The following is a 23,007-nucleotide window of genomic DNA, read 5'->3' on the forward strand; positions in this document are numbered from 1 at the left end:
ATGCAACAGTCTTTGAACACCACGCTGCTGATCATTGGCGGCGGCCCTGGCGGTTACGTGACGGCTATTCGTGCCGGTCAGCTGGGCATTGCAACCATTCTGGTGGAAGGCGAATCCCTCGGTGGTACGTGCCTGAACATCGGCTGCATTCCGTCGAAAGCACTGATCCACGTGGCCGAGCAGTTTCACCAGACGCAACACCACAGCCAGCATTCGGCCTTGGGCATCAGCGTTTCGGCGCCAACCCTCGACATCACCAAGAGCGTCGAGTGGAAGGACGGCATCGTTGATCGCCTGACCACCGGTGTCGCGGCACTGCTGAAAAAGAACAAGGTTCAGGTCATTCAAGGCTGGGCCAAGGTCGTCGACGGCAAAACCGTCGACGTCGGCGACACACGCATTCAGTGCGAGCACCTGGTGCTGGCCACCGGTTCGAAAAGCGTGAACCTGCCGATGCTGCCAATTGGCGGCCCGATCATCTCCTCCACCGAAGCCCTGGCGCCGACCTCCGTGCCGAAGCGGCTGACCGTGGTCGGTGGTGGCTACATTGGCCTGGAACTGGGGATTGCCTATCGCAAGCTCGGCGCCGATGTCAGCGTGGTCGAGGCACAGGAGCGCATCCTGCCGGCCTACGATGCCGAACTGACTCAGCCGGTCCACGACGAACTGAAGAAACTCGGCGTGAAGCTTTACTTGAAACATAGCGTTCAAGGTTTTGATTCCTCGAATAACTCCCTGCAAGTATTGGCTCCGGATGGCGGCACCCTGGACCTGGAAACCGATCAGGTCCTGGTCGCCGTGGGCCGCAAGCCAAACACCCAGGGCTGGAACCTCGAAGCGCTGAACCTGGACATGAACGGCTCGGCGATCAAGATCGACAACCGCTGCCAGACCAGCATGCGCAACGTGTACGCCATCGGCGACCTGAGCGGCGAACCGATGCTCGCGCACCGGGCCATGGCTCAGGGCGAGATGGTGGCCGAACTCATCAGCGGTAAAACCCGTGAGTTCAACCCTACCGCCATCGCCGCCGTGTGCTTTACCGACCCGGAACTGGTGGTGGTCGGCCAGACCCCGGACGAGGCCAAGGCCGCCGGCCTGGACTGCATCGTTTCAAGTTTCCCGTTCGCGGCCAATGGCCGGGCAATGACGCTGGAATCGAAAAGCGGCTTCGTGCGAGTGGTCGCTCGTCGGGACAATCACGTGATTGTCGGCTGGCAAGCCGTCGGGGTCGGGGTGTCCGAGCTGTCCACGGCGTTCGCGCAAAGCCTGGAAATGGGCGCGCGGCTGGAAGACATCGGCGGTACCATCCATGCGCATCCGACGCTGGGCGAGGCTGTGCAGGAAGCGGCGTTGCGTGCTTTGGGCCATGCGCTGCACCTGTAAGACCGGACACAAAACCCTGTAGCAGCTGACGAGCCCCGCGAGGCCGCTGCTACACGGGACGTATCGATGGTCGCAGAGATCGAATTGCAGGCTGCGAAACCACCTCGGAATGAAGTATTGTTGTCCCCATCCAAAAAACGTCAGAAGCCTTGAACCGTTTCGACGGTTGTTCAGTGATAGAGGGTGTCATGGGTAACGAAAGCATCAATTGGGACAAGTTGGGTTTTGACTACATCAAGACAGACAAGCGCTATCTGTCGCACTGGCGTAATGGCGAGTGGGACAAAGGCACCCTGACCGAAGACAATGTGCTGCACATCAGCGAAGGCTCGACTGCCCTTCACTATGGCCAGCAATGCTTCGAGGGCCTGAAGGCCTATCGTTGCAAGGACGGTTCGATCAACCTGTTCCGCCCGGATCAGAACGCCGCACGCATGCAACGCAGCTGCGCCCGTCTGCTGATGCCACAGGTGTCCACCGAACAGTTCATCGAAGCCTGCAAGGAAGTGGTCCGCGCCAACGAGCGTTTCATCCCGCCTTACGGCACCGGCGGCGCGCTGTACCTGCGTCCGTTCGTGATCGGCGTGGGTGACAACATCGGCGTGCGTACCGCCCCCGAGTTCATCTTCTCGATCTTCTGCATCCCGGTCGGCGCCTACTTCAAGGGCGGCCTGACCCCGCACAACTTCCTGATCTCCAGCTTCGACCGTGCAGCCCCACAAGGCACCGGCGCGGCCAAGGTCGGTGGCAACTACGCCGCCAGCCTGATGCCAGGTTCCCAGGCCAAGAAGGCGCACTACGCCGACTGCATCTACCTGGACCCGATGACCCACAGCAAAATCGAGGAAGTCGGCTCGGCCAACTTCTTCGGGATCACCCACGACAACAAGTTCGTCACCCCGAACTCGCCGTCGGTCCTGCCAGGCATCACCCGCCTGTCGCTGATCGAGCTGGCCAAATCGCGTCTGGGCATGGAAGTGATCGAAGGTGACGTGTTCATCGACAAGCTCTCCGACTTCAAGGAAGCCGGCGCTTGCGGTACCGCGGCCGTGATCACTCCGATCGGTGGCATTAGCTACAACGACCACCTGCACGTGTTCCACAGCGAAACCGAAGTCGGCCCGGTTACCCAGAAGCTCTACAAGGAGCTGACCGGTGTACAAACGGGTGACATCGAAGCACCAGCGGGCTGGATCGTCAAGGTTTGATCTGACGCTGCTGTTCGCTTGAGCTTGAGCAAAAAGCCCGGTTATCGATTGGATAACCGGGCTTTTTTCGCCTGGAGCCAGCAACAGCCAGTCTAATGAATCAATGACTAACAGCAATATCCTGATGTTTTTTATCAATAGAAACCGTAGATCCACTTGAAGATGGCAGCACAAGATCGAACTGCACGCCAAGTGCCTTGCGCCCTACCGCCGTCAACGTCAGCGCCCGACTGTCCAGATCCTGCGTCACCCATTTGCGCTTGATCGCCGATTGCAGCAACGCAGCTCCCAGCGAGCCGCCAAGGTGTGGCCGACGCATGCTCCAGTCCAGACACGGGCAGGCGAAACGGCGGCGCAGCGTGCTCAGGTCCTTGACTTCGATACCCAATCCTTCAAACAGCGCCTCGCCGCTGTCACTCAGCCGATACGCCTGCTCATCGGTTTCCAGCAACCAGCCTTTTTCCAGCATCCGGTCATGCAGCAACACCGCCAGCGTGCCGGCCATGTGGTCGTAGCAGGTCCGGGCGAATTGCAGGCGATCCGGCGTGCGCGAGTTGTACGCCGGCGCGCTGTTCTGGCCGATCACCATCAGCGCTTCCAGCGCCTGGGCCACGCGCTTGTCCGCCAGGCTGTAATAACGGTGGCGGCCCTGCACGTGCAGCCGCACCAGCGCCTGCTCCTTGAGCTTGGCCAAGTGTGCGCTGGCGGTTGAGGCGCTGACTTCGGCAATCGCCGCCAACTCGGTGCTGGTGCGGGCGTGGCCGTCCATCAGCGAACAGAGGATTTTCGTCCGGGCCGGCTCCGCGATGGCGGCCGCGACCTGAGAGACGCCGATGTCGTGTTGTTCTGCGTTCATATTTCGCTCCCGGACGAATCAAGGGCCTTTGGGACTGGAGATAGTAGCAACACTTTCCCCACCCCGAACAAGGCTGCGACCCATGGACCCGATCATCGCTGCGACTCATGCCGACCCTTATCCCTATTACGCGCAATTGCGTGCCCAAGGAGGTCTGATGTTTCACACCGGACTGAACCTGTGGGTGGCCAGCAGCGCCCGAACAGTCGCCGCCGTGCTGGCCCATCCTGATTGCCATGTCCGCCCTTGCGCTGAACCGGTGCCCAAGGCGATTGCCGGTGGCATGGCGGGCAAGGTGTTCGGGCAGTTGATGCGGATGAATGAAGGCGAACGGCAGCGTTGCCCGAGGTCGGCGATTGAGCCGGGGCTGGGGTTGATTGATCGGGATGAAGCCAATGCGCTGGTGGCCGCGCGATTGATCACGCCGGACGCCGACGGCTTGTACAACGCCATGTTTCGCGGGCCGGTGTGCGTGGTGGCAGCGTTGTTGGGGTTCACCCCGGCTCAGGGGCGGATGCTCAGTGCGCTGACGGCGGAGTTCGTGGCGTGCCTGTCACCGCTGAGCAACCAGGCGCAACTCGACGCTGCACAGGCGGCCGCTGAGCATTTACAGGGTTACTTCGTTGAATTGCTGGATGACCCGGACAATAAAAGCGCGCTGCTCGCCGGGATTCGCGGGCGCTTCAGCGGTGACCACGAAACGCTGATTGCCAATCTGATCGGCTTGTTTTCCCAGACTTTCGAGGCCACTGCAGGGCTGATCGGCAATGCGCTGTTGGCGGTGATGCGAAATCCATTGCTACACGAGGCGCGGGTGGATGATCTGATTGCCGAAACCCAGCGTTTTGACCCGTCGGTACAGAATACACGGCGGTTTGTGGCGGCACCGTGTGAAATCGAGGGCGTGAGCCTTCAATCGGGCGATGTGATTTTGCTGCTGTTGGCGTCGGCCAATCGCGATCCGCAGTTAAATGATCGTCCAGACGAGTTTCTACTGGATCGCCCGCAGCGTCGCAGTTTTACCTTTGGCGCGGGGCGGCATCAGTGTCCGGGGCAAGTGTTGGCGTTGGGGATTGCCAGTGCGACGTTGCGGGAAATTCTGCTGCACCGGTCTGCGCTCGGGCGGTTGGCCTGGGCGTATCGGCCTTCGCTGAATGGGCGGATTCCGGTGTTTCGTGACCTGGCTTAAGTCCAAGTTATCGTTCATCGCGAGCAGGCTCACTCCTACAAGGAATTTGTGAACACTGGAGATCCCCTGTAGATACTCTGTTCACGGTCAAGCTTTCGCGAGATGTTTTTCGCTAAAAAGCTTGGTCTCTTCATAAAACAGCCGCCCCTCGGCCGTGATCGATTGCCGCCGCGTGGTGCGCTGAATCAGCTTGGTGTTGAGGGTTTTCTCCAGACCCTGGATATGCCGCCCGACCATCACCGCCGACATGCCGACTGCATGGGCCGCATCGGAGAAGCTGCCCGCCTCGACCACCGCGACGAAGACTTCCATTTGCCTGAGTTTGCTCATGAACATGCCTTGCATTAAATACATCAGGTTAAAGGAGTAATAACCGGCGATGCGTTTATCCGTCGGGGCTTTCTCCCTAGAGTCGCGGTCATAACACTGAACAACGAGGCGTCATTGATGCAAACCCTACTGGACACGTCACTGAGTTCTTTTACCCGCGCCGACCTTCTGCAAAGCCCGACACCGATCCAGCGCGCCGAACGCCTCGAACAGCAACTGGGTTTGAAGGCGCAAGGCATCGGCCTGTTTCTCAAGCGCGATGATCACATGCTGATCGGCGACGGTGGCAATAAACTGCGCAAACTCGAATTTCATCTGGGCGCAGCGCTGTCAGCCGGGGTCGACACCATCATCACCATCGGCGGCCTCCAATCCAACCATGCGCGCCTGACCGCTGCCGTGTGCGCTCGTCTCGGGATTGCCTGCGAACTGATCCTGACCCGTTCGGTGCCCAAAACGGAAGTGGACTACGAACTCAACGGCAACGTCCTGCTCGACCAGCTGTTTGGCGCCGCCCTCCGCGTGTTGGCCGGCGGCAGCGATTCGCTGGCTGAAGCCGAGAAGCGTGCCGAACAGCTACGGCTTGAAGGACACAAGGTGCTGGTGATTCCCACGGGAGGCTCGACACCCTTGGGCAGTCTTGGCTATGCGCGCTGCGCGGCGGAGATCGCGCAACAGGAACGCGAACTCGGCCTCACCTTCAACCAGGTCGTGGTGCCCAACGGCAGCGCCGGCACCCACGCCGGTCTTGCGGCGGGGTTTGAGCTGTTGGAACGAGGGACTTCGCTGGTGAAGTCGTACTCGGTGTTGTCCGACAGAGAGTCGTCAGCGGCCCGAACCCGGCAATTGACCCAGGAGGTATTGGCGTTGCTGGGGAGCAGCGCGGTTGTTCAGGCTTCGGATATTGTTATCGACGGCAGTCAGTTGGGCGACGGTTACGGCCTGCCGACGCCCGCCATGCAGGAGGCGGTGCGCTTGATGGCTCGGGCTGAAGGGTTGCTGATTGACCCGGTGTATTCCGGCAAGGCATTTGCCGGATTAGTGGCCGATCTCCGGCATGGGCGCTTCCAACGCGGGGACAATGTGTTGTTTGTGATGACTGGCGGTACACCAGGGTTGTATGCGTATCGGGAGACGTTTCAGGGTTGAGGGTTAGTCATCATTTGTAACAGAGCACCGACTTGTTACAACGGCCTTAGTTTCAGACCCGTCCTACATCTATCAAGTGTCCATTGCTATAGCGTTCGCATCGCTTTTAAAGGATGAAACAAGGACGCTCATGGCTCGTAAAACAGACATCCCTCGGGTTCAAAACCCTCCGTCCGGCGACCGGCATCATGTCACCAGCCGCTACATGACCCCCGCCGAACTGGCAGAGCGGGACGCCAGGCAAAAATCTTATGACGACATGTTGGCCCGACAACAGGAATTTGAAGACCGTCTCCTCAGGCAACCCCAACACCAGGATCACCCCGACGTCATAGGTTGCGTGTTCGCCAAAAGCTGCAATCTTCCCGACGGCTTGATCAACCATGACAATCCCGCCGGGTTTGTCCCTGTTGAGAAATTGACCGACTACGGAGAGTTTTCCTTATTAGGTGGCCGCGATACCGATACAGCGGGGAACATACCTCTCAAAAAAATCAGCGGCAGCGCACTACCTGCTGAACTGGGAACGCTTCTTCTTGGTCGGGCAGGTTCTGTCGCTACAGTGACAAATACTGCTAGTAGTGCGGCTGCAGTAACGGGCAGTGTTGCAGCCGGTGCCTTGCTGGGAATGGTTGCACTGCTGTGGCCATCGAATCTCGGCGACAGCTCCCTGTACACGGAAGAACAGCTCAAGTCGCTTAAAGAAGGACGTACACGTGTTCGACTTCATCTTGAACAACAAGCCGATGGCACGCTGAAAGGATACGGATACAACACCCAGAAACGCAGCGATTGGGAGTTGATTCCTGTCATACAGTTCGTAGCAGAAGGCGCCCGACAAGTTGCCGACTTTGGCGACGGGACAACACTGATTTGGACGCCCGCCGTCGACCCGTCCAACACATCAGCAATTCCACCGCTAGAGGCAGCCCCACAAGCCCCGCACATCTGGATTTATCCGCCTACAGAACAGGCAGATAACATCATCGTTAACCCGATTTATCCGCCTGAATACAGGGATTTCATTCTCGTATTCCCGGCCGATTCTGGTATCAAGCCTCTCTATATTGTATTGGCGCTGGAATTCGATGCAGCTAGCTACCATGGCAAGACGGATACCCCGGTCAAAAGTAAAGGTCCCTCCAACGGACAAGAAGCGCTGGAGAACTCAGTTCAGGTAAAGCCTACATCGCCACGCAGAATCGGCATCGATTCAGGGGCGAATGAGTTTGTAGTCTTTGACCGTACAGGAGGAGACCTCTACCACGGCCACGTCAGGCCATGGGATAAACTCCATCAAGATATGAAAAATGCTCTGATGAAAGCTAGGAAGGTAGACAACAAGGGCAAAATTCCGGGAGTGAAAAAGTGAGCCTTCTTTATCAAGATCCATCAGTAAGCCACGATGAAGCTGTGAGACTTCTTGCCAGCGACGTGGACGCGAATGTTATTGCGGCATTGATTTCCATCGGTCTGAACGAAGAAAACAGAATCTGGGCTCAGAGCATTTGCCTGAAATATCTCGTCAGTGAAAACGAGTCAGTTACAGCATCCGCTATCACCGCTCTCGGCCACATTGCTCGCCGTCATGGCGAAGTGGACAGAGAAACGGTGTTGCCAGCACTCGAAAAGGTGAAGCACAAGTTCCCGTCCCTGGACGGGGTTGTTGAGGACACGCTTGACGATATTGACGTATTCACCTGACCCACCGGGAGAACGAAGGGACAACCATTGAGGTTTTCCTCACTTGAGCTCAGAGCATCGCAACAGGCTGAGCTATGGAGAGGAGCTTCATCTGAAACAATGACAATAAATTCAGAACAGTCCTACATCTATCAATTGCCCATTGAGATAGCGTTCGCATCGCTTCTAAAGGATGAAACAAGGACCACCCATGGCTCGCGAAACAGACATGTCTCAGATTCAAAATCCACCGTTCAACGATGGGTACCGCGCCTGCAACAACCACGGCCACCCGAAAACCACTCAGGAGCCCTTTCATTTTTTTTGGATCAGCGGATTTTTAAAAGGTGATCAGGAGGGTGACTTTCTAATATACGAACTCACCGTTCCGCCCGAGTCAGAAGTCGTGATACTGGGCGTACTGGGCTGGAAGAACCTTGATCAAAGCGAGGACGGGGACTGTTTACTGACGGCCGGGCAGGTCCAACAAATCGCCATAGCGCTCAATGAGCAGCTCCCGACTGAGTTGGACCTTTTCATAGGGTTGCGGGGGTAGGTTTTCAGTCAATCATCCCGCGTCAGCACTTCCAGCAATTCAATCTCGAAAATCAGGTTCGAATTCGGCGTGATCGCTCCCATCGAACGTTCGCCATACGCCAGATGTGCAGGCACCAGCAGCTTGCGCTTGCCGCCGACTTGCATCCCCATGATTCCCTGATCCCAGCCTTTGATAACCCGGCCCGTGCCAATCACACACTGAAAAGGTTTGCCACGGCTGTAGGAAGAGTCGAATTCCGTGCCGTCTTCCAGCCAGCCACGGTATTGAGTGGTGATCAGCGCGCCTTTGACGGCGGCTTTGCCATCGCCTGGCTGGAGGTCGATGATTTGCAGTTCGTTATTCATGACGGTGTTTATCTGTTTGCAGAATTCGAGGGTCGTGGTTTTCCCAGAAAATCAACTTGTTGGCAACCGTTCAGGTGCCTTTATCGGGGTGGGTCAACATTTCCACGACTTTTTTGTCTTCCTTCTGCTTCGCATCGACCGCGAAGTCTTTGCCGAAGATCGCTTCTGGAAGGATCCACTTGCCTGTACTGCTTTTCTTGTCAGTCACAATGCCGATCTGGTCGCCTTTGGTGAAATCAAACCAATGCAGATCCGGGAACTGTTTCAAATCTAGGGTCTGGACCGTATTGCCCTCCATCACTTCAATTTTTTTGGCGGTCGGGTCCACGCTGACCACCTCCAGCGGTGAGCGAGTGATCAACGAGGGCGCCATGACAACGATGACATTGTTGTCACACCGCTGGCTCGTCGGCTGGATCTTGCCGTCCGCCGAACTATGGGGAAATTTTGCGCAATCAACAAAAATGCCCGAATGGTCCACGGTTTCGTTGCCCAGGTACTGATCGCCACTGGGCATCATCAAGATCTGTTCGCCCTGCGCCGCACTCACAAACAGAGCGAGTGTCAGGGCAATTTTCCATCTGGTCATAGCGCACCTGCCATTAGTCCAGTCCCGCGTGGTGATTACAGGAACTCGTCTAAAAACAATGTCCTGGTAACACGCGGCATATTGGGCACATCCATTTCAACGTAAATCACCTGCTGCTTCGGCACTTGGTACACCGTGCCAAATGAATCGTAACGTTGCGGCTGCTTATCGGTTTTCATCAGCACCTTTTGAATCAGCACGTAGTACGTCTCGTCCGTTTCAATCAGCAGCACGGCTTCTTTAATCCCGCCATCCTTGCTAACGGTGGCCGTCGACAACTCAGTCGGAAAGTTCTTCGCCTGCTTTTCTTCGAAGTGCAGGCGAATCGGGTGCAATACACCGCCATCGCGGACTTGCTGGGCCTGTAACGTACCGAGGTACTCGGCCATGACAGACGTGGCCCAAAGTCCCAAGACCAAAAAAAGTGCGAATAGCGCTTTGTGCAAAAAATGCCGAAACAGCCTGTGGTCCGAAGACCAGCCGCCGTTAAGCGCAACATAGAGGATGGCACCGCCGCCCAGAATGAGGGGGATCCAGGCCCCGAACTGTTTCACCGCAGTCCAGGCAAACGCCAGATAGAAATAGAGCGAGATATCCAGCGATACCAGCGGTATGCCGAACGTCTTGAAGTAATAAAACAAATGCAGCCAGGAATAGAAAAACAGATAGGCCGCAAACAGCAGCGTTGGCCCACCAAAGTGCGCCGACAACTGTGAACTCTCCGGCGCAGGCGGTGGGGGCGTCGGGCCAGACGGGTTGACTTGAGTCATGCTGAGGATCTCCTGGCTGACGGATGATCACGAAGCAGATGGCGTGCACAGAAAGTCTAGCGCTCGTTAGACAGAAAGCGACTGCAACCCAACAGCGCGGTGAACTAACATAAGCACCAACGTATCCCTCGGTTTAATGCCCAATGACGATCCCTGAATGAATCTGGTCTGGACCAGCGCAGCCGTCGGCTCAGTCATGTTTGCCCTGCTCATCGCGATGATCTGTCGCGTGCGCTCGCTGAAACAGCAATTGGCCGAGAGTCGTGCGCTGATCGCCAGCCTGGCCGAGGGACCGTCCGTGCGCCAGGACGGCGATGCCGAACGCTTCAAACGCAGCCAATACTTCGCCCGCATCGGCACCTGGGACTGGGACGTCGACACCGAAAAGCTCTACTGGTCGGATGCGATCTACGGCATGTTCGGCTTCAAGATCGGCGAAGTGACGCCCTCCTACGCCCTGTTTTGCGCCTGCGTTCACCCGGAGGACCGCGCCAGCGTGCGGGCCGGGGAGCTGCGCTGCCTGGAAACCGGCGAAAACCATGACGAGGAATACCGCGTCGTCTGGCCCGACGGCAGTGTTCACTGGCTGCGAGAGACCGGCAATGTGGTCAAGAACGACCACGACGCCACCATCAAGATGATGGGCGTGGTGCGCGACATCACCGAGGAAAAAGCCTCCGCCAGTTACCTCCAGCACCTGGCTCACTACGACCCGTTGACCGGCCTGCCCAATCGTCTGGTGCTGGAGGAACGGTTGTCCGAGGCATTGGAACAGGCGCGTATCGGCGCGACCCGGGTGGCGTTGGTGTTTGTCGACCTCAACGGTTTCAAGGCCATCAACGATCACTACGGCCATGCGGCCGGCGATCGCGTCCTGATCACCACTGCCACACGCCTGAAGAAAATCCTGCGCTCAACCGACACCGTCGCCCGGATCGGTGGTGACGAATTCGTGGTCATCCTTCAAGGGTTGCCCAAAGGCATCAACCTGCAGGATGAAGCGCGCAGCATCTGCCAGAAAATCTTCGTCGAACTGTCACCGCCCATCACCATCGGCAACGACCAGCGCCACATCGGCACCAGCCTCGGTGTCGCGGTGTACCCGGACCACGCGCCGAGCATGGACCGGCTGATTCATATTGCGGACCTGGCGATGTATGAGGCCAAGCGCAGTGGCAATAATCAGTATCGGTTGGGCGGCGAAAGCCCGGTGCGGGCTCACAGCCAATAGGCTCTAACGCTCCACCGGCGTGATGTCCACAATCGTCCCGTTGGTGATCATCACCATCATGTACTTGTCATTGATCTGCACCCACTGCGCCTGATCCTTCGGGGCTTTCAGGCCTTTGGCCTGCCAATTGCCGAGGGCTTTTTCGCGGCGTTGGTAGATGTCCGGGGCGCGGTCGCCGACCACCAGTTCACGGGAGTTGTTGACGCCGGGCTGAACGGTTTTCTGAGGGGACTCGGCCGCCTGAACGATGGGGTTGATACCGGCAACGCCGACGGCAATGGTCAGGGCGGCGATGAGCGTTTTGCGGTTCATGGTGATCCTCCAGTCATGTTATGGCACCTGAACTCCGACTGTGCTCGCTCTGAATCATTCCATACCGTTGCGATGAATCTGTGCCGGACTTGTACCGGGAGGCGCGCCTCGGGTCGGCGTAGGCTGCGTGAAGACACTCAGGATTTATTGCCATGCACATTGCCATCTGACCTTTGACGGTTTTAACGAACTGGATTCCCTGATCGCCTACGGGGGGATGGGGCATATCAGGGCGTTTATCGGATTGCCCGGTTGCCCGACCGACCACTATCGCGAGCAGGCTCACGCCTACAGGGAATACGCGGTCGACTGTAGGAGTGAGCCTGCCCGCGATAGCGGAATTCACGGTTTGTCGGCCAACACCGCTGACGCATCCCGCCGCACCCTTTATCCTTGGCGCTCCGCCGTATCGAGTGTTGGAGTAAGCCATGCCCCATGAAGGCAACCTGTTGCAAGCCGCTGTCGTGTTTCTGTTCGCAGCGGTGCTCACCGTGCCCTTGGCCAAGCGCCTGCAACTGGGAGCCGTGCTGGGTTATCTGTTTGCCGGCGTCCTCATCGGGCCGTCGGTGCTGGGGCTGATCGGTAATCCGCAAAGCGTCAGCCATATTTCTGAACTCGGCGTGGTGTTGCTGCTGTTCATCATTGGTCTGGAGCTGTCGCCGCGACGCCTGTGGGTGATGCGCAAATCGGTGTTCGGCGTGGGCCTGGCGCAGGTGTTGTTGACCGGTTCAGTGATCGGTGTGCTGGCGCTGCTCGTCTTCGGCCAGCCGCTGAACAGCGCCATCGTGCTCGGCCTTGGCCTTGCCCTGTCGTCCACTGCGTTTGGCTTGCAAAGCCTGGCCGAGCGCAAGGAACTGACCAGCCCCCACGGTCGACTGGCGTTTGCAATTCTGCTGTTTCAGGACATCGCTGCCATTCCGCTGATTGCCATGGTCCCGCTGCTGGCCGGGGGTGATCACACCTCCACCGCCGCGGAAGATTTGAATCACGGTTTGCGGGTATTGGGCAGCATTGCGGTGGTAGTCATCGGTGGACGCTATCTGTTGCGTCCGGTGTTTCGCATCGTCGCCAAAACCCGTTTGCCCGAGGTGTCCACCGCCACGGCGTTGCTGGTGGTGATCGGCACGGCATGGCTGATGGACCTGGTCGGCGTGTCCATGGCGCTCGGCGCTTTTCTCGCCGGGTTGCTGCTGGCGGACTCTGAATACCGGCATGAACTGGAAGCGCAGATCGAGCCGTTCAAAGGCCTGCTGCTGGGGCTGTTCTTCATCAGCGTTGGCATGGGCGCCAACCTCAGCCTGCTGCTCAGCGCCCCGCTTGCGGTCCTGGGGCTGACCCTGCTGCTGATCGCAATCAAATTGCCGCTGCTCTTTGTGGTCGGCCGATTGGCCGGCGGCCTTGGCAAAGTCAGTGCGCTGCGCCTGGGCATCGTGCTGGCGGCCGGCGGTGAGTTCGCGTTTGTGGTGTTCAAGATTGGCCGTGATCAAGGCCTGTTCGAGCCGCACCTGTACGATTTGCTGGTGCTGACCATCACCCTGTCCATGGCGGTGACACCGCTGTTGTTGCTGCTGTGCGCCCGGTTGTATTCACCCAAGGTGCAGCCCGTCGTGGTGCCGGAAAAATTCCGCGACATCGACACCGATGCGCCACGCGTGGTGATCGCCGGCATGGGCCGGATGGGTCAGATCGTTGCGCGGATTCTGCGGGCGCAGAACATCAAGTTTGTGGCGCTCGATACGTCGGTGGAAACCATCGAACTGTCCCGCAGTTTCGGCGGCGTACCGGTGTTCTATGGCGACCCGATGCGCCCGGAGATTCTCAGCGCAGCCAAGGTCGAACAGGCGGAATACTTCATCATCGCCACCGATGACCCGGACACCAACATCAAGACCGCCGAGGTGGTGCACCGGTTGTACCCGCACATCAAAATCATCGCTCGCGCACGTAACCGTCAGCATGTGCATCGCCTGGTGGACCTGGGGGCGGAAGCGATTCGTGAAACCTATTATTCGAGCCTGGAAATGAGCCGGCGCACGCTGATTGGCCTGGGGCTGACCCAGGCACAGGCCGATGCGCGGATCAAACGGTTCAAGCATCACGATGAACAGGTGTTGGAGGCGCAGCACGCGGTGTATGACGATGCGGCGAAGGTGTTGCAGACGGCGCAGGAAGCGCGGGCAGAACTGGCTAAATTGTTTGAGTCGGATCAGTTGGAGGAGCAGGAAGCGGGCAAGGCTTAAGTGGTGTGGCGGCAGGTATGCCGCCATCGCGGGCAAGCCACGCTCCCACAGTAAACTGCATTCCCCTGTGGGAGCGTGGCTTGCCCGCGATGAACGATAACGCGGTGCAATGCCTGGCCCCCACCCGAGCATCAGTTGGAAAACACAAACTGCCCCTTAACCTTTTTCGACCCGACAAACCCCAGGTCCGGGAACAGCAGCGCCTTCAACCAGGCAACATAAAACACCATGGCCAACGTGATCACCACACCCACCACCGTCATCACCGGATCTTCCTCATACCCCTGAAACATCCGCCCGATCTGGCTGACGGTCAGAATCATGTAAAGGGTGTAGACCTGCGCCGAGTTCTTGTAGAAACCCCAGGCAAACGCCAGCGGCACCAGCGCCGCAAACAGGGTGAAAAACACCACGGCACCGGGGCCGATCATCGAACCCAGATAGAATCCGGTGACGGCCCCCAACAAGGCCTGAAGGCAGGTCAGTGCGAGCAGAATGTTGACCTTGAGCGAATGTTTTTCCCGCAACGCCGGATCCGGCCTGGCGCCGATCCAGTAAGCCAGCACCCGGTCCTTGACCACGCCACCGGAGAACGCCTTGAACGTCGCGGTTTTGGAGTGCCCGGCGTCGAGCGCCGCCACCAGTTGCCGCTTGATTTCCTTTTTGTCCAACGCACGTCTCCCCTTCTTAAAACAACCCAAATCAAAACTTGTAGGAGTGAGCCTGCTCGCGATAGCGGAGTGTCAGTCGCTGCAAACAGTGAACGTTACATCGCTATCGCGAGCAGGCTCACTCCTACAGGCCTGGGCATCTTCGCTTTATTGGGGGCCACAAAGCAAAACGCCGCTTCCACCAGAGGCGGAAGCGGCAGAGGCATGAGCCTCAGCGGATCAATGCATGAACAGGGCGATCAGGATAATGATCGGGATCGGCACGCCAAGAAAGAACAGCAGTAATGAACGCATGATGATTCTCCCGGGTTAGCGGACAGGGGTGGTGGTGACGTAAGTATCGGTTTCCACGTACACAACGGCGTCCCGACGACGACCACCAAAAGTGGCGGCAAGGCTGGCAAAAAACGCGCCGATCAGCAGTGCGATGAACATCCACAGCGACGTCCAGGCGGCGACTTTCGCGGCTTTGTCAGCGGCTTGCTGGGCAGCCAGTTTGGCGTCGGCCACGGCTTTTTGCGTACGGGCATAGACTTCATCAACACGACGTTCGGCGTCGGCCTGAGTCAGGTTGGTGCGTTGGGCGACCATTTGTGCGAGGTAAGTCCGGTCTTCGGCACTCAAGCCGTTGTTGCCCAGGCTGCGCACAAATATGCGCGTTACGGTGCCACGCGCGGCGTCATCGCTGACGGCGGCCGGACGATCGTCACGGAACAGGCTGTCGACGAAATAGCCGTACTGATCGCTATTGGTATTGGCAGCAGCGGTGCCGGCGGCTTGAGTGGCCGCACTGGCTGCCCCGCCGACCATATTGGCCCCAGCTTGCAGGCCGCCACTGATAACACTGCTGACCGAGCCGACCACCAGGGTCGCGGTCACCAGCGTCGCCACGCACCAGGCGAGGAAGCCATGGGCGGTATCACGGAAATACACTTCATCCCCGTGCAGGTAGGCCCACTTGACCCGCAAGCGACCGGCAATGTAACCGCCGGCCCCGGCCGCCAGAATTTGCGTCACCGCCAGCCACACGATGGTTGAAATGCCCAGCCCCTTGGCACTCACACCTTCATTGGCCCACGGCGACACCGCCGAAAAACCCAGGCCGAAACCGAGCAGCACCAGAATCAGCGACAACGCTGCCGCCGCAGCGGCCCCGGCGAAGATCGCCCCCCAGGACACACCCGAGAGCGTGCTCGTTTCTTCTGCGACGGGATAGAAACCATCAGAAGATCTATTCATTGTTGTATCGCTCCAGGCAGGAAAGATGGTGTTACAACTCTTCAAATGCACCATTGCAGTCAGCGTGCCAGTCACGATTTCTAAATTTTTCTTCTGTTTTCAATAACCTATAAAGATTGAACTTCCTTTTCTCATGCAATTTGCAAGGAATGCCTCAACCCAGCGGGTTTTCTGCATTGATCAAAATATTCAGTGCATGAAGTTTTATTTAGAAAGACTCCGATCATTTCTTGGCAAAATGCTGCACATCATTGAGAACCGCTAATCAGGCCAGCCCTATGACCCGCATCTTGACTATCGAAGACGACGCCGTGACCGCCCGGGAAATCGTCGCCGAACTGAGCAGCCACGGCCTCGATGTCGACTGGGTCGACAATGGCCGCGAAGGCCTCGAGCGTGCGGTCAGTGGTGACTATGACCTGATCACCCTCGACCGCATGCTGCCGGAGCTCGATGGCCTGGCGATTGTCACCACGCTGCGGACCATGGGCGTGGCCACGCCGATCCTGATGATCAGCGCCCTCTCCGACGTCGATGAGCGCGTGCGGGGGTTGCGCGCCGGCGGTGACGACTACCTGACCAAGCCATTCGCCACCGATGAAATGGCCGCCCGCGTTGAAGTATTGCTGCGCCGCCAGAACACGGTGACCGCCCAGGCCACGACGTTGCGAGTGGCCGACCTGGAACTCAACCTGATCAGCCATGAAGCCAGCCGCGGCGGCCTGTTGCTGACCCTATTGCCGACCGAATACAAATTGCTCGAATTCCTGATGCGCAACACCGGGCAGATTCTGTCGCGCATGATGATTTTCGAAGAAGTCTGGGGCTACCACTTCGACCCCGGCACCAACCTGATCGACGTGCACATCGGTCGTCTGCGCAAGAAAATCGACCCACAAGGCCAGGCCCCACTGATTCGGACCGTGCGAGGCTCGGGTTATGTCATTGCCGAACCCGTCTAAAGGCTGGCGCTCTTCCAGCAGCCGCTTGCTGGCGCTCTACAGTTCGCTGTTCGTGATCTGGAGCGCAATCCTGATGGGCGTCATGTACTACGAAGTGTCCGCTTACCTCGACAACCTGGCCAAGCACTCGCTGATGCAACGCCAGCATCTGTTTTCGCGCTTCCAGGGCGAGCAACTGGTGGACGCCCTCGCCGTCAGCATGACCTTCGACATCCGTGGCATCGACGCCTACGGCCTGTTCGATCACCAGCATCGCTACCTCAGCGGCGCCCTGCGTTTTATCCCCGAAGACTTGCCGCTGGACGGCAAGATTCACATGCTCAAGGATTGTTCCGACTCCGACGACCCGATCCTGCCCGCCGACAGTTGCGACGCGGTAGCGACCCAGACCCGCGACGGTCGCTGGCTGGTGCTGGTGCGTGACAACGGTTCGTTGTTCGCCGTCACCCGGATCATCCTTCATGCGTTGTTCTGGGGCGTGACCTTGACGATCATTCCCGGCATCGCCGGTTGGCACCTGTTGCGCCGACGCCCCCTGCGGCGCATCCGAGCGATCCAGGCCAGTGCCGAAGCCATCATCGCCGGGGATTTGACCCGGCGCCTGCCCTTGTCCAATCGACGCGATGAACTGGACATGCTCGCCACCATCGTCAACGCCATGCTCGAACGCATCGAGCGCTTGATGCACGAGGTCAAGGGAGTCTGCGACAACATCGCCCACGACCTGCGCACCCCGCTGACACGCCTGCGGGCGCAGCTGTACCGGATTCAGCAGCAGGCCGCAGATGACTCGACGCTGGCTGTGCAACTGGATTCAGTGCTCGGTGAAGCGGACACCTTGATGGCACGTTTTCGCGGGTTACTGCGGATTTCCGAACTGGAAGATCGCCAGCGCCGCTCGGGTTTCGTGCAACTGGACCCGGTGCCCTTGCTGCAAGAGCTGCACGATTTCTACCTGCCACTGGCGGAAGAAGGCGAACTGGTTTTCAAGCTGCAATTGCCGGCGTCGCTGCCAGCGCTTAATGGGGATCGGGCGTTGTTGTTCGAAGCCGTGGCGAATCTGCTGAGCAACTCGATCAAGTTCACACCGCCGGGGGGCGAGGTGATTTTGCGTGGGGTGAGTGAAGGCGGGTTTACGCGGATCGAAGTGCTGGATTCCGGCCCCGGGATTGCGGAGGCCGAGCGCGAAGCAGTGTTTCAGCGGTTCTATCGCGCCGAGGGTGGAAATCAGAAAAGCGGGTTTGGTTTGGGATTGTCGATTGTGGCGGCGATTGCCGGTTTGCATGGGTTTGCGCTGGAGGTGGGTAGCAGCGAACTCGGTGGCGCGCGGTTGGTGCTGGATTGCAAAAACCCGGCCCTGACACAACCTCTGTAGCAGCTGCCGAACGCAGCCTCGCAGGCTCGACAGCTGCTACAAGGTTTAAGCGTACTGACTAAGCCGGGTAGTTGGCCCGCAACGCCTGCAGCCCACCCTGATAAATCCCGTCGAACAACGCCACCACTTCCTCCTCACTCACCCCCACAGGCGTAAACCGACCCGACCACGTCACCCGAGCCCCCTGCCCCTGCGCTTCAACCTTGATCGTCGCCAGATACGCAGTAGCCGGAAATGGCGCCTGCTCAATCGAATAGCTGTACGTCTTGCCGGCGTTATCAAACGCCTCAAGCCGCTCAACGATCACCGCGCCATCCGCGGTTTTCAGGCTGCGCACCCGCCCGCCTTCGCTCAGTTCGCTTTGCGGAATGAACGGCAGCCAGTCTGGCAGCGAGTTGAAGTCGCCGATCAATTGCCACACTTCGTCGGCCGAAGCCGGGATCTCAATAGTCGCTGATGCAGTTGCCATGTATTCCTCTCTGTTAAAAAAAATCAGATTGCCATGCTGTCGACAACACCGCCATCAACGCGCAATGCCGCGCCGGTGGTGGCCGAGGACAGCGGGGAAGCAATGTAGGCCACCAGGTTCGCCACCTCCTCGACATCCGCCACACGCTGGATGATCGACGTCGGCCGCGCCTTGCGCACAAACGCATCGGCTTCTTCGCGTATACCCCGACCGGAGGCGGCGGTGGCGTCCTTGAGCATTTGCTCCAGGCCATCGGTGAGCGTCGGGCCGGGCAGGATCGCATTGACTGTCACACCGGTGCCCGCCAGCCGTTTGGCCAGGCCATGGGAGACTGCCAGGTTGGCGCTTTTGGTCACGCCATAGTTGAGCATGTCAGCCGGGATCGAGATGCCGGATTCCGAGGACACGAAGATCACCCGGCCCCAACCCTGCTTGACCATGTCCGGCACGTAATGCCGGGACAGACGCACGCCGGAGATCACGTTGACCTCATAAAAGCGTGTCCACTCGCTGTCTGGCGTGTCGAAAAAATCCACGTCGTTAAAGATGCCGAGGTTGTTCACCAAAATGTCCGCACGCGGTTCGGCGGCGAACAGCACCTCGGCGCCTTCGGCAGTGCCCAGGTCCGCGGTCAGGCCACGCAACTGCGCGCCCGGCACGCGCTGACGAATGCTCGCCAGTGCCTGTTCGACCTTGGCCGTCTCCCGGCCGATCACCACCACCGTGGCGCCGGACTCGGCCAACGCCTTGCTGATGCCCAGGCCAATGCCCGCGGTGCTGCCGCTGACAATGGCGAGTTTTCCACTCAGATCAATCTTCATGCTCTAACTCCTGTGATCGGCAATGGCGCGCGCTCGGAGATCAGTTTTGCCTCACGCATCGCCTGCCAGAACGCGGCGGGAATGACCGCCGACAGCGCGGCAACGTCTTCAGCAATACGCTCCGGACGGCTGGAACCTGGAATCACCGCCGCCACCGCCGGGTTGGCCAACGAGAACTGCAAGGCCGCTGCTTTTATGTCGACACCGTGCGCGGCGGCGATGCGTTTGATGTGCTCGACTTTGTTGATAATCGCCGGGTTGGCTTTCTGGTATTCGAAGTGCGTACCGCCGGCCAGAATGCCCGAGCTGTAAGGACCACCGACCACGATCTCGACGTTCTGCGCCAGGGCTGCGTCCATCAGGCGTTGCAACGCGCGGTCGTGGTCGAGAAGAGTGTAGCGACCCGCCAGCAGAAAACCGTCCGGTTGTGCTTCGGTCAGATCAAGGGTCAGTTCGCACGGCTCGACCTTGTTCACGCCCAGGCCCCAGCCCTTGATCACGCCTTCTTCGCGCAAGCGGGTCAGTACTTTGAACGCGCCGGTGCGGGCCTGGTTGAAGTACTCCAGCCATTGATCGCCGTAGAAGTCCTGCGCGATGTCATGCACCCAGACGATGTCCAGACGGTCGGTTTGCAGACGGTTGAGGCTGTCCTCGATGGAGCGCATCGTCGCGTCGGCGCTGTAGTCGTTGACGATCTTGTTCGGGAGGCCGTGTTCGAATACCCCGCTCTTCTCGCCCAGGTCACGGGCCGCCGTGTCTTCGACTTCATCCAGAATGACCCGACCGACTTTGCTACTCAGCACATAGTCGTCACGGTTGTATCGGGACAGCGCGGCGCCCAAACGGATTTCCGACAGACCCGAACCATAGAACGGCGCGGTGTCGAAGTAACGCACGCCGGCATCCCAGGCGGCGTGCACGGTAGCGAGCGCCTCATCTTCAGGAATGGCGCGGAACATGTTGCCCAACGGGGCGGTGCCGAAACCCAGCGCGCCGGGCAGTTTGTCTTTCAAGCTCATGATTCAATCCTCGTCAGTTTCAGTGGCCAGTCGCCTGACCGTTGAGCAGATCCTAGATTGCGACGATCGGACCGTCCAAGACATAATGTGCAGCACTTGAGTCCCCAGAGGTCTGACATGATCGACATCCGCCAATTGCGCTACTTCGTCGCCGTCGCCGAAGAAGAACACGTCGGTCGCGCCGCCGAACGCCTGCACATTTCCCAGTCACCGCTGAGCCGGCAAATCGCCCAACTCGAAGAACGCCTGGGGCTGACCCTGTTCGAACGCAGCCAACAACGCATTCGCCTGACCCGCGACGGCCAGACCTTCCTCGCCGAAACCCGCGCCCTGCTGACCCACGCCAGTCGCCTGGAATCCCTCGGCAAACGCCTCGGTCGCGGTGAAGAAGGCGGTTTGTGCGTCGGTTACATCGAAAACGCCATGCACGCCGGCGTGTTGCCAAATGCCCTGCGTGTGTTGCGGGTCGAGCGGCCGAACGTGCATGTCGCGCTGTACAACCTGCGCTCTACTGAACAGCTTGAAGGCCTGCGCCAGCGCAGCCTCGACATCGCACTGGTCAGCGAACCACCGGCCAAAAACGATCCGGATCTGCTGGGCTTACAAGTGCTGGACGACCCGATGCTGCTGGCATTGCCTGAGCATCATCCATTGGCCAACCAGACGACATTGACCCCGGCCGACCTCGCCGATCAAGAGTGGATCGGCGTGCAGCACCACCAGAATGTCAGTAACCGCGAAGACTTCGTCAGCGCCTGCATTCGCGCCGGCTTCACCCCGGACATCCGCATGGAAGCCACCGGCCCCTTCACTGCCATGGCCCTGGTGGCCTCGGGACTGGGCATTGCGATGATTCAGAAAGGCTTGAGCCGCAATGCACCGCCGGGTGTGGTGCTGCGGGAAGTGCCGTGGATTGCCCTCACCCGCCCCCTGTGGGCGGCGTGGCACCGGATCAATTTGCGGCCGTTGGTGGAGACGTTCCGCAAGGTATTGACTGAGGCGCCGCCCGCCTGAGCCGACATGATCTGTATCTGACACACCGTAATCGCGAGCAGGCTCACTCCTACAATTGTTCTGTGTTGATCACAAATAGTGAGTCCACAAAAATCCCTGTGGGAGTGAGCCTGCTCGCGATGAGGCCCGAACAAACACTGCAAAATTCAAGGTCAACTTGACCAGTGTGGCGAGGGAGCTTGCTCCCGTTCGGCTACGCAGTAGTCGTAAAACCTTTGCCGCGGCGTGCCTGATAGAACGCGTCACCAGTGAGTGGGGCCGCTGCGCTGCCCACCGGGAGCAAGCTCCCTCGCCACAGGACCTCGCCTCGCCGTAGATCAGCGTTAGCTTTGTGGATCGACTTTATCCAGCATGCGGTTCACCGCCAGTTCGCCCGACATCATGGAATGCGGAATGCCTGGCAGGGATTGTGTAGCCTCGCAGAGAAACATCGCTGTTTAATGGCTAATCCCGGATTGATGCTTTACTTAATAAACTTCAAACGACAAAAAAGGTGGCAGATCTATTTGCTAGATATATCTACCACCTTCTTAGTCTACGACTTGGAGACTACGTTGACACGCATTGGTTACGTATGAAGGACGTGGTGGAACAATTCAGCGCCAAAACGCGCGAGTTAAAGGCGTCGTTCAATAACACACTGGACTCCGAGCCAGCGTGTTTTCAAACGCAAGCCATTACACTTAGCTAGCTCGTACGACCACCATTTTTATAGTTATCCCAAATCCATTGAGGGGTGTCATCCCCAGGAGGCTTCGGAGTGTAAGTCGGCGGCTCGACGGCACGTTTCCCACTGGGAATTTCTATCAGAAGATCATTATAGCGTTGTTCGGAGTCTACATTTCGTTCTATAACAACTGCCATAGCCGCATTCATATCCCAGACATCTATGCGCTCATCATAAACAATACTACAAGCCAACATATCGTCAAGCTTTCTATCAATCGCCATAACAACCTCCACAATTATTAAAGTAAGTTGCCATGCAAAGTTAAATCAAACTCAAAATATCAACACCTGCGATAAATGACAGTAATTAAGAACAGTTTGCTATTAACGTTATTACTTTTCGCCTCAAAAAAAGGATTGTAGGGGCTCGCTTCTGCGTGGGAGTGCCTCAAGGGACGCTCCGCGCTCCAGCTTCAGAAGGACGCGGAGCGTCCCGGGCTGCATTCCCACGCAGAGCGTGGGAACGATCAGTGCAGTAGTGGCATTAGCCATGCGGGTCGACGTTATCCAGCATCCGATTCACCGCCAGTTCGCCCAACATCACGGAGTTTTGAATGCCCAGCAGGGTATGGCGCTGAGTGCCGTTCAACTGCCCGGCGAAGTCGCTCAACATCACACTCGCTGACACCAATGTCTCGCAGGCGTTGACCAGCAGGGTTTCGTGATCGGTGTCGTGCCCTACAAAGTAGAGGGTACTGGGTTTACGCGGGGTGTCTTTGGGGATGACCGGTTTGAGGTAGTAGTCGAGGGCGCGGTCGGCGGCGGTGTTGAGCTTTTTGGAATCGGCGGATTCGTAGGGGGAAACGTCGTCGGTGTCGGTTTCTGGCGGGTTGGGTGTGATCTTGAACATAGTGAAACTCCT

General features: G+C 58.5%; 25 protein-coding genes. 12 read left to right on the forward strand and 13 right to left on the reverse strand.

Annotated features, from left to right (window positions below):
• Positions 1-1,386: a dihydrolipoyl dehydrogenase gene (gene lpdA / locus H8F22_RS00700; protein ID WP_059181008.1), complete on the forward strand. Its 1,386-nt coding sequence runs from the start codon at positions 1-3 to the stop codon at positions 1,384-1,386.
• Between the two features lie 188 nt (positions 1,387-1,574).
• Positions 1,575-2,594, forward strand: a complete 1,020-nt coding sequence (locus tag H8F22_RS00705) for a branched-chain amino acid aminotransferase (protein ID WP_027923276.1) — start codon at positions 1,575-1,577, stop codon at positions 2,592-2,594.
• A gap of 100 nt (positions 2,595-2,694) precedes the next feature.
• Here the strand turns inward: H8F22_RS00705 and H8F22_RS00710 are convergent, their stop codons facing one another.
• Entirely contained in the window at positions 2,695-3,450 is a 756-nt protein-coding gene (locus H8F22_RS00710) for an ArsR/SmtB family transcription factor (protein ID WP_059181009.1), read from the reverse strand.
• Between the two features lie 82 nt (positions 3,451-3,532).
• Between H8F22_RS00710 and H8F22_RS00715 the strand changes: the two genes are divergently transcribed.
• Positions 3,533-4,639: a cytochrome P450 gene (locus tag H8F22_RS00715; protein ID WP_059181010.1), complete on the forward strand. Its 1,107-nt coding sequence runs from the start codon at positions 3,533-3,535 to the stop codon at positions 4,637-4,639.
• Positions 4,640-4,726: 87 nt separating this feature from the next.
• Here the strand turns inward: H8F22_RS00715 and H8F22_RS00720 are convergent, their stop codons facing one another.
• Complete coding sequence (locus H8F22_RS00720; protein ID WP_324188008.1) at positions 4,727-4,969, reverse strand: LysR family transcriptional regulator; 243 nt, start codon at positions 4,967-4,969, stop codon at positions 4,727-4,729.
• Between the two features lie 117 nt (positions 4,970-5,086).
• Here H8F22_RS00720 and H8F22_RS00725 point away from each other — a divergent pair, with 117 nt between their 5' ends.
• The 4 genes from H8F22_RS00725 (at position 5,087) to H8F22_RS00740 (ending at position 8,357) form a co-directional block, all read left to right on the forward strand.
• Positions 5,087-6,118, forward strand: coding sequence for a D-cysteine desulfhydrase family protein (locus H8F22_RS00725; RefSeq protein ID WP_027923272.1), 1,032 nt, complete (start codon positions 5,087-5,089; stop codon positions 6,116-6,118).
• A gap of 130 nt (positions 6,119-6,248) precedes the next feature.
• Positions 6,249-7,490, forward strand: a complete 1,242-nt coding sequence (locus tag H8F22_RS00730; protein WP_194939616.1) for an S-type pyocin domain-containing protein — start codon at positions 6,249-6,251, stop codon at positions 7,488-7,490.
• Positions 7,487-7,822 (forward strand): hypothetical protein, encoded by a 336-nt coding sequence (locus H8F22_RS00735; protein WP_059181013.1) that lies wholly within the window; start codon positions 7,487-7,489, stop codon positions 7,820-7,822. Before H8F22_RS00730 ends, H8F22_RS00735 begins: the two co-directional genes overlap by 4 nt.
• Before the next feature lie 190 nt (positions 7,823-8,012).
• On the forward strand, positions 8,013-8,357 hold the full coding sequence (locus tag H8F22_RS00740; protein ID WP_324188009.1) for a pyocin S6 family toxin immunity protein: 345 nt from the start codon (positions 8,013-8,015) through the stop codon (positions 8,355-8,357).
• 8 nt (positions 8,358-8,365) lie between these two features.
• On the opposite strand, the gene H8F22_RS00745 is transcribed toward H8F22_RS00740, so the two are convergent.
• From H8F22_RS00745 to H8F22_RS00755, 3 genes are all read right to left on the reverse strand, one after another.
• A complete protein-coding gene (locus H8F22_RS00745) occupies positions 8,366-8,704 on the reverse strand; it encodes an FKBP-type peptidyl-prolyl cis-trans isomerase (protein WP_027923268.1) in 339 nt (112 codons plus the stop codon).
• A gap of 70 nt (positions 8,705-8,774) precedes the next feature.
• The gene (locus H8F22_RS00750; protein ID WP_194939617.1) at positions 8,775-9,293 is read right to left on the reverse strand and encodes a hypothetical protein; all 519 of its coding nucleotides are present in this window, start codon (positions 9,291-9,293) and stop codon (positions 8,775-8,777) included.
• Positions 9,294-9,328: 35 nt separating this feature from the next.
• A complete protein-coding gene (locus H8F22_RS00755; RefSeq protein WP_027923266.1) occupies positions 9,329-10,063 on the reverse strand; it encodes a hypothetical protein in 735 nt (244 codons plus the stop codon).
• Positions 10,064-10,220: 157 nt separating this feature from the next.
• On the opposite strand from H8F22_RS00755, the gene H8F22_RS00760 reads away from it, so the two are divergent.
• Positions 10,221-11,294, forward strand: a complete 1,074-nt coding sequence (locus tag H8F22_RS00760; protein ID WP_059181015.1) for a sensor domain-containing diguanylate cyclase — start codon at positions 10,221-10,223, stop codon at positions 11,292-11,294.
• Positions 11,295-11,297: 3 nt separating this feature from the next.
• Here H8F22_RS00760 and H8F22_RS00765 read toward each other — a convergent pair whose 3' ends face one another.
• Positions 11,298-11,606, reverse strand: a complete 309-nt coding sequence (locus H8F22_RS00765; protein WP_194939618.1) for an RcnB family protein — start codon at positions 11,604-11,606, stop codon at positions 11,298-11,300.
• Between the two features lie 428 nt (positions 11,607-12,034).
• Between H8F22_RS00765 and H8F22_RS00770 the strand changes: the two genes are divergently transcribed.
• Positions 12,035-13,846 carry a monovalent cation:proton antiporter-2 (CPA2) family protein gene (locus H8F22_RS00770; protein WP_027923263.1) on the forward strand — a complete coding sequence of 604 codons (1,812 nt, stop codon included), beginning with the start codon at positions 12,035-12,037 and terminating at the stop codon, positions 13,844-13,846.
• Positions 13,847-13,977: 131 nt separating this feature from the next.
• Here H8F22_RS00770 and H8F22_RS00775 read toward each other — a convergent pair whose 3' ends face one another.
• Both H8F22_RS00775 and H8F22_RS00780 read right to left on the reverse strand, forming a co-directional pair.
• The gene (locus H8F22_RS00775) at positions 13,978-14,517 is read right to left on the reverse strand and encodes a hypothetical protein (protein ID WP_194939619.1); all 540 of its coding nucleotides are present in this window, start codon (positions 14,515-14,517) and stop codon (positions 13,978-13,980) included.
• Between the two features lie 309 nt (positions 14,518-14,826).
• Positions 14,827-15,756 (reverse strand): membrane protein, encoded by a 930-nt coding sequence (locus H8F22_RS00780; protein ID WP_027923261.1) that lies wholly within the window; start codon positions 15,754-15,756, stop codon positions 14,827-14,829.
• 278 nt (positions 15,757-16,034) lie between these two features.
• Between H8F22_RS00780 and H8F22_RS00785 the strand changes: the two genes are divergently transcribed.
• Both H8F22_RS00785 and H8F22_RS00790 read left to right on the forward strand, forming a co-directional pair.
• The gene (locus H8F22_RS00785) at positions 16,035-16,718 is read left to right on the forward strand and encodes a response regulator transcription factor (RefSeq protein ID WP_027923260.1); all 684 of its coding nucleotides are present in this window, start codon (positions 16,035-16,037) and stop codon (positions 16,716-16,718) included.
• The gene (locus H8F22_RS00790; protein ID WP_194939620.1) at positions 16,696-18,093 is read left to right on the forward strand and encodes a sensor histidine kinase; all 1,398 of its coding nucleotides are present in this window, start codon (positions 16,696-16,698) and stop codon (positions 18,091-18,093) included. Before H8F22_RS00785 ends, H8F22_RS00790 begins: the two co-directional genes overlap by 23 nt.
• A 58-nt stretch (positions 18,094-18,151) precedes the next feature.
• On the opposite strand, the gene H8F22_RS00795 is transcribed toward H8F22_RS00790, so the two are convergent.
• From H8F22_RS00795 to H8F22_RS00805, 3 genes are read right to left on the reverse strand one after another with little or no spacing between them, the layout of a single operon-like run.
• A complete protein-coding gene (locus tag H8F22_RS00795) occupies positions 18,152-18,562 on the reverse strand; it encodes an SRPBCC family protein (RefSeq protein ID WP_027923258.1) in 411 nt (136 codons plus the stop codon).
• Between the two features lie 23 nt (positions 18,563-18,585).
• Positions 18,586-19,383, reverse strand: a complete 798-nt coding sequence (locus H8F22_RS00800) for an SDR family NAD(P)-dependent oxidoreductase (RefSeq protein ID WP_027923257.1) — start codon at positions 19,381-19,383, stop codon at positions 18,586-18,588.
• Entirely contained in the window at positions 19,380-20,402 is a 1,023-nt protein-coding gene (locus tag H8F22_RS00805; RefSeq protein ID WP_194939621.1) for an aldo/keto reductase, read from the reverse strand. Before H8F22_RS00805 ends, H8F22_RS00800 begins: the two co-directional genes overlap by 4 nt.
• Before the next feature lie 117 nt (positions 20,403-20,519).
• Here H8F22_RS00805 and H8F22_RS00810 point away from each other — a divergent pair, with 117 nt between their 5' ends.
• The gene (locus tag H8F22_RS00810; RefSeq protein ID WP_194939622.1) at positions 20,520-21,416 is read left to right on the forward strand and encodes a LysR substrate-binding domain-containing protein; all 897 of its coding nucleotides are present in this window, start codon (positions 20,520-20,522) and stop codon (positions 21,414-21,416) included.
• A 687-nt stretch (positions 21,417-22,103) separates the two neighbouring features.
• Here H8F22_RS00810 and H8F22_RS00815 read toward each other — a convergent pair.
• Both H8F22_RS00815 and H8F22_RS00820 read right to left on the reverse strand, forming a co-directional pair.
• Complete coding sequence (locus H8F22_RS00815; RefSeq protein ID WP_194939623.1) at positions 22,104-22,367, reverse strand: hypothetical protein; 264 nt, start codon at positions 22,365-22,367, stop codon at positions 22,104-22,106.
• A 262-nt stretch (positions 22,368-22,629) separates the two neighbouring features.
• Positions 22,630-22,995: a DUF6124 family protein gene (locus tag H8F22_RS00820; protein ID WP_194939624.1), complete on the reverse strand. Its 366-nt coding sequence runs from the start codon at positions 22,993-22,995 to the stop codon at positions 22,630-22,632.
• Between the last annotated feature and the right edge of the window lie 12 nt (positions 22,996-23,007).

Origin of the sequence: Pseudomonas mucoides (genome assembly GCF_015461845.1) — a bacterium.
Lineage (GTDB): Bacteria > Pseudomonadota > Gammaproteobacteria > Pseudomonadales > Pseudomonadaceae > Aquipseudomonas > Aquipseudomonas mucoides.

Coding starts and splice junctions, on each gene's coding strand:
- lpdA (WP_059181008.1), top strand. CDS start 1: ATGCAACAGTCTTTGAACACCACGCTGCTGATCATTGGCGGCGGCCCT.
- H8F22_RS00705 (WP_027923276.1), top strand. CDS start 1,575: ATGGGTAACGAAAGCATCAATTGGGACAAGTTGGGTTTTGACTACATC.
- H8F22_RS00710 (WP_059181009.1), bottom strand. CDS start 3,450: ATGAACGCAGAACAACACGACATCGGCGTCTCTCAGGTCGCGGCCGCC.
- H8F22_RS00715 (WP_059181010.1), top strand. CDS start 3,533: ATGGACCCGATCATCGCTGCGACTCATGCCGACCCTTATCCCTATTAC.
- H8F22_RS00720 (WP_324188008.1), bottom strand. CDS start 4,969: ATGAGCAAACTCAGGCAAATGGAAGTCTTCGTCGCGGTGGTCGAGGCG.
- H8F22_RS00725 (WP_027923272.1), top strand. CDS start 5,087: ATGCAAACCCTACTGGACACGTCACTGAGTTCTTTTACCCGCGCCGAC.
- H8F22_RS00730 (WP_194939616.1), top strand. CDS start 6,249: ATGGCTCGTAAAACAGACATCCCTCGGGTTCAAAACCCTCCGTCCGGC.
- H8F22_RS00740 (WP_324188009.1), top strand. CDS start 8,013: ATGGCTCGCGAAACAGACATGTCTCAGATTCAAAATCCACCGTTCAAC.
- H8F22_RS00745 (WP_027923268.1), bottom strand. CDS start 8,704: ATGAATAACGAACTGCAAATCATCGACCTCCAGCCAGGCGATGGCAAA.
- H8F22_RS00750 (WP_194939617.1), bottom strand. CDS start 9,293: ATGACCAGATGGAAAATTGCCCTGACACTCGCTCTGTTTGTGAGTGCG.
- H8F22_RS00755 (WP_027923266.1), bottom strand. CDS start 10,063: ATGACTCAAGTCAACCCGTCTGGCCCGACGCCCCCACCGCCTGCGCCG.
- H8F22_RS00760 (WP_059181015.1), top strand. CDS start 10,221: ATGAATCTGGTCTGGACCAGCGCAGCCGTCGGCTCAGTCATGTTTGCC.
- H8F22_RS00765 (WP_194939618.1), bottom strand. CDS start 11,606: ATGAACCGCAAAACGCTCATCGCCGCCCTGACCATTGCCGTCGGCGTT.
- H8F22_RS00770 (WP_027923263.1), top strand. CDS start 12,035: ATGCCCCATGAAGGCAACCTGTTGCAAGCCGCTGTCGTGTTTCTGTTC.
- H8F22_RS00780 (WP_027923261.1), bottom strand. CDS start 15,756: ATGAATAGATCTTCTGATGGTTTCTATCCCGTCGCAGAAGAAACGAGC.
- H8F22_RS00785 (WP_027923260.1), top strand. CDS start 16,035: ATGACCCGCATCTTGACTATCGAAGACGACGCCGTGACCGCCCGGGAA.
- H8F22_RS00790 (WP_194939620.1), top strand. CDS start 16,696: ATGTCATTGCCGAACCCGTCTAAAGGCTGGCGCTCTTCCAGCAGCCGC.
- H8F22_RS00795 (WP_027923258.1), bottom strand. CDS start 18,562: ATGGCAACTGCATCAGCGACTATTGAGATCCCGGCTTCGGCCGACGAA.
- H8F22_RS00800 (WP_027923257.1), bottom strand. CDS start 19,383: ATGAAGATTGATCTGAGTGGAAAACTCGCCATTGTCAGCGGCAGCACC.
- H8F22_RS00805 (WP_194939621.1), bottom strand. CDS start 20,402: ATGAGCTTGAAAGACAAACTGCCCGGCGCGCTGGGTTTCGGCACCGCC.
- H8F22_RS00810 (WP_194939622.1), top strand. CDS start 20,520: ATGATCGACATCCGCCAATTGCGCTACTTCGTCGCCGTCGCCGAAGAA.
- H8F22_RS00815 (WP_194939623.1), bottom strand. CDS start 22,367: ATGGCGATTGATAGAAAGCTTGACGATATGTTGGCTTGTAGTATTGTT.
- H8F22_RS00820 (WP_194939624.1), bottom strand. CDS start 22,995: ATGTTCAAGATCACACCCAACCCGCCAGAAACCGACACCGACGACGTT.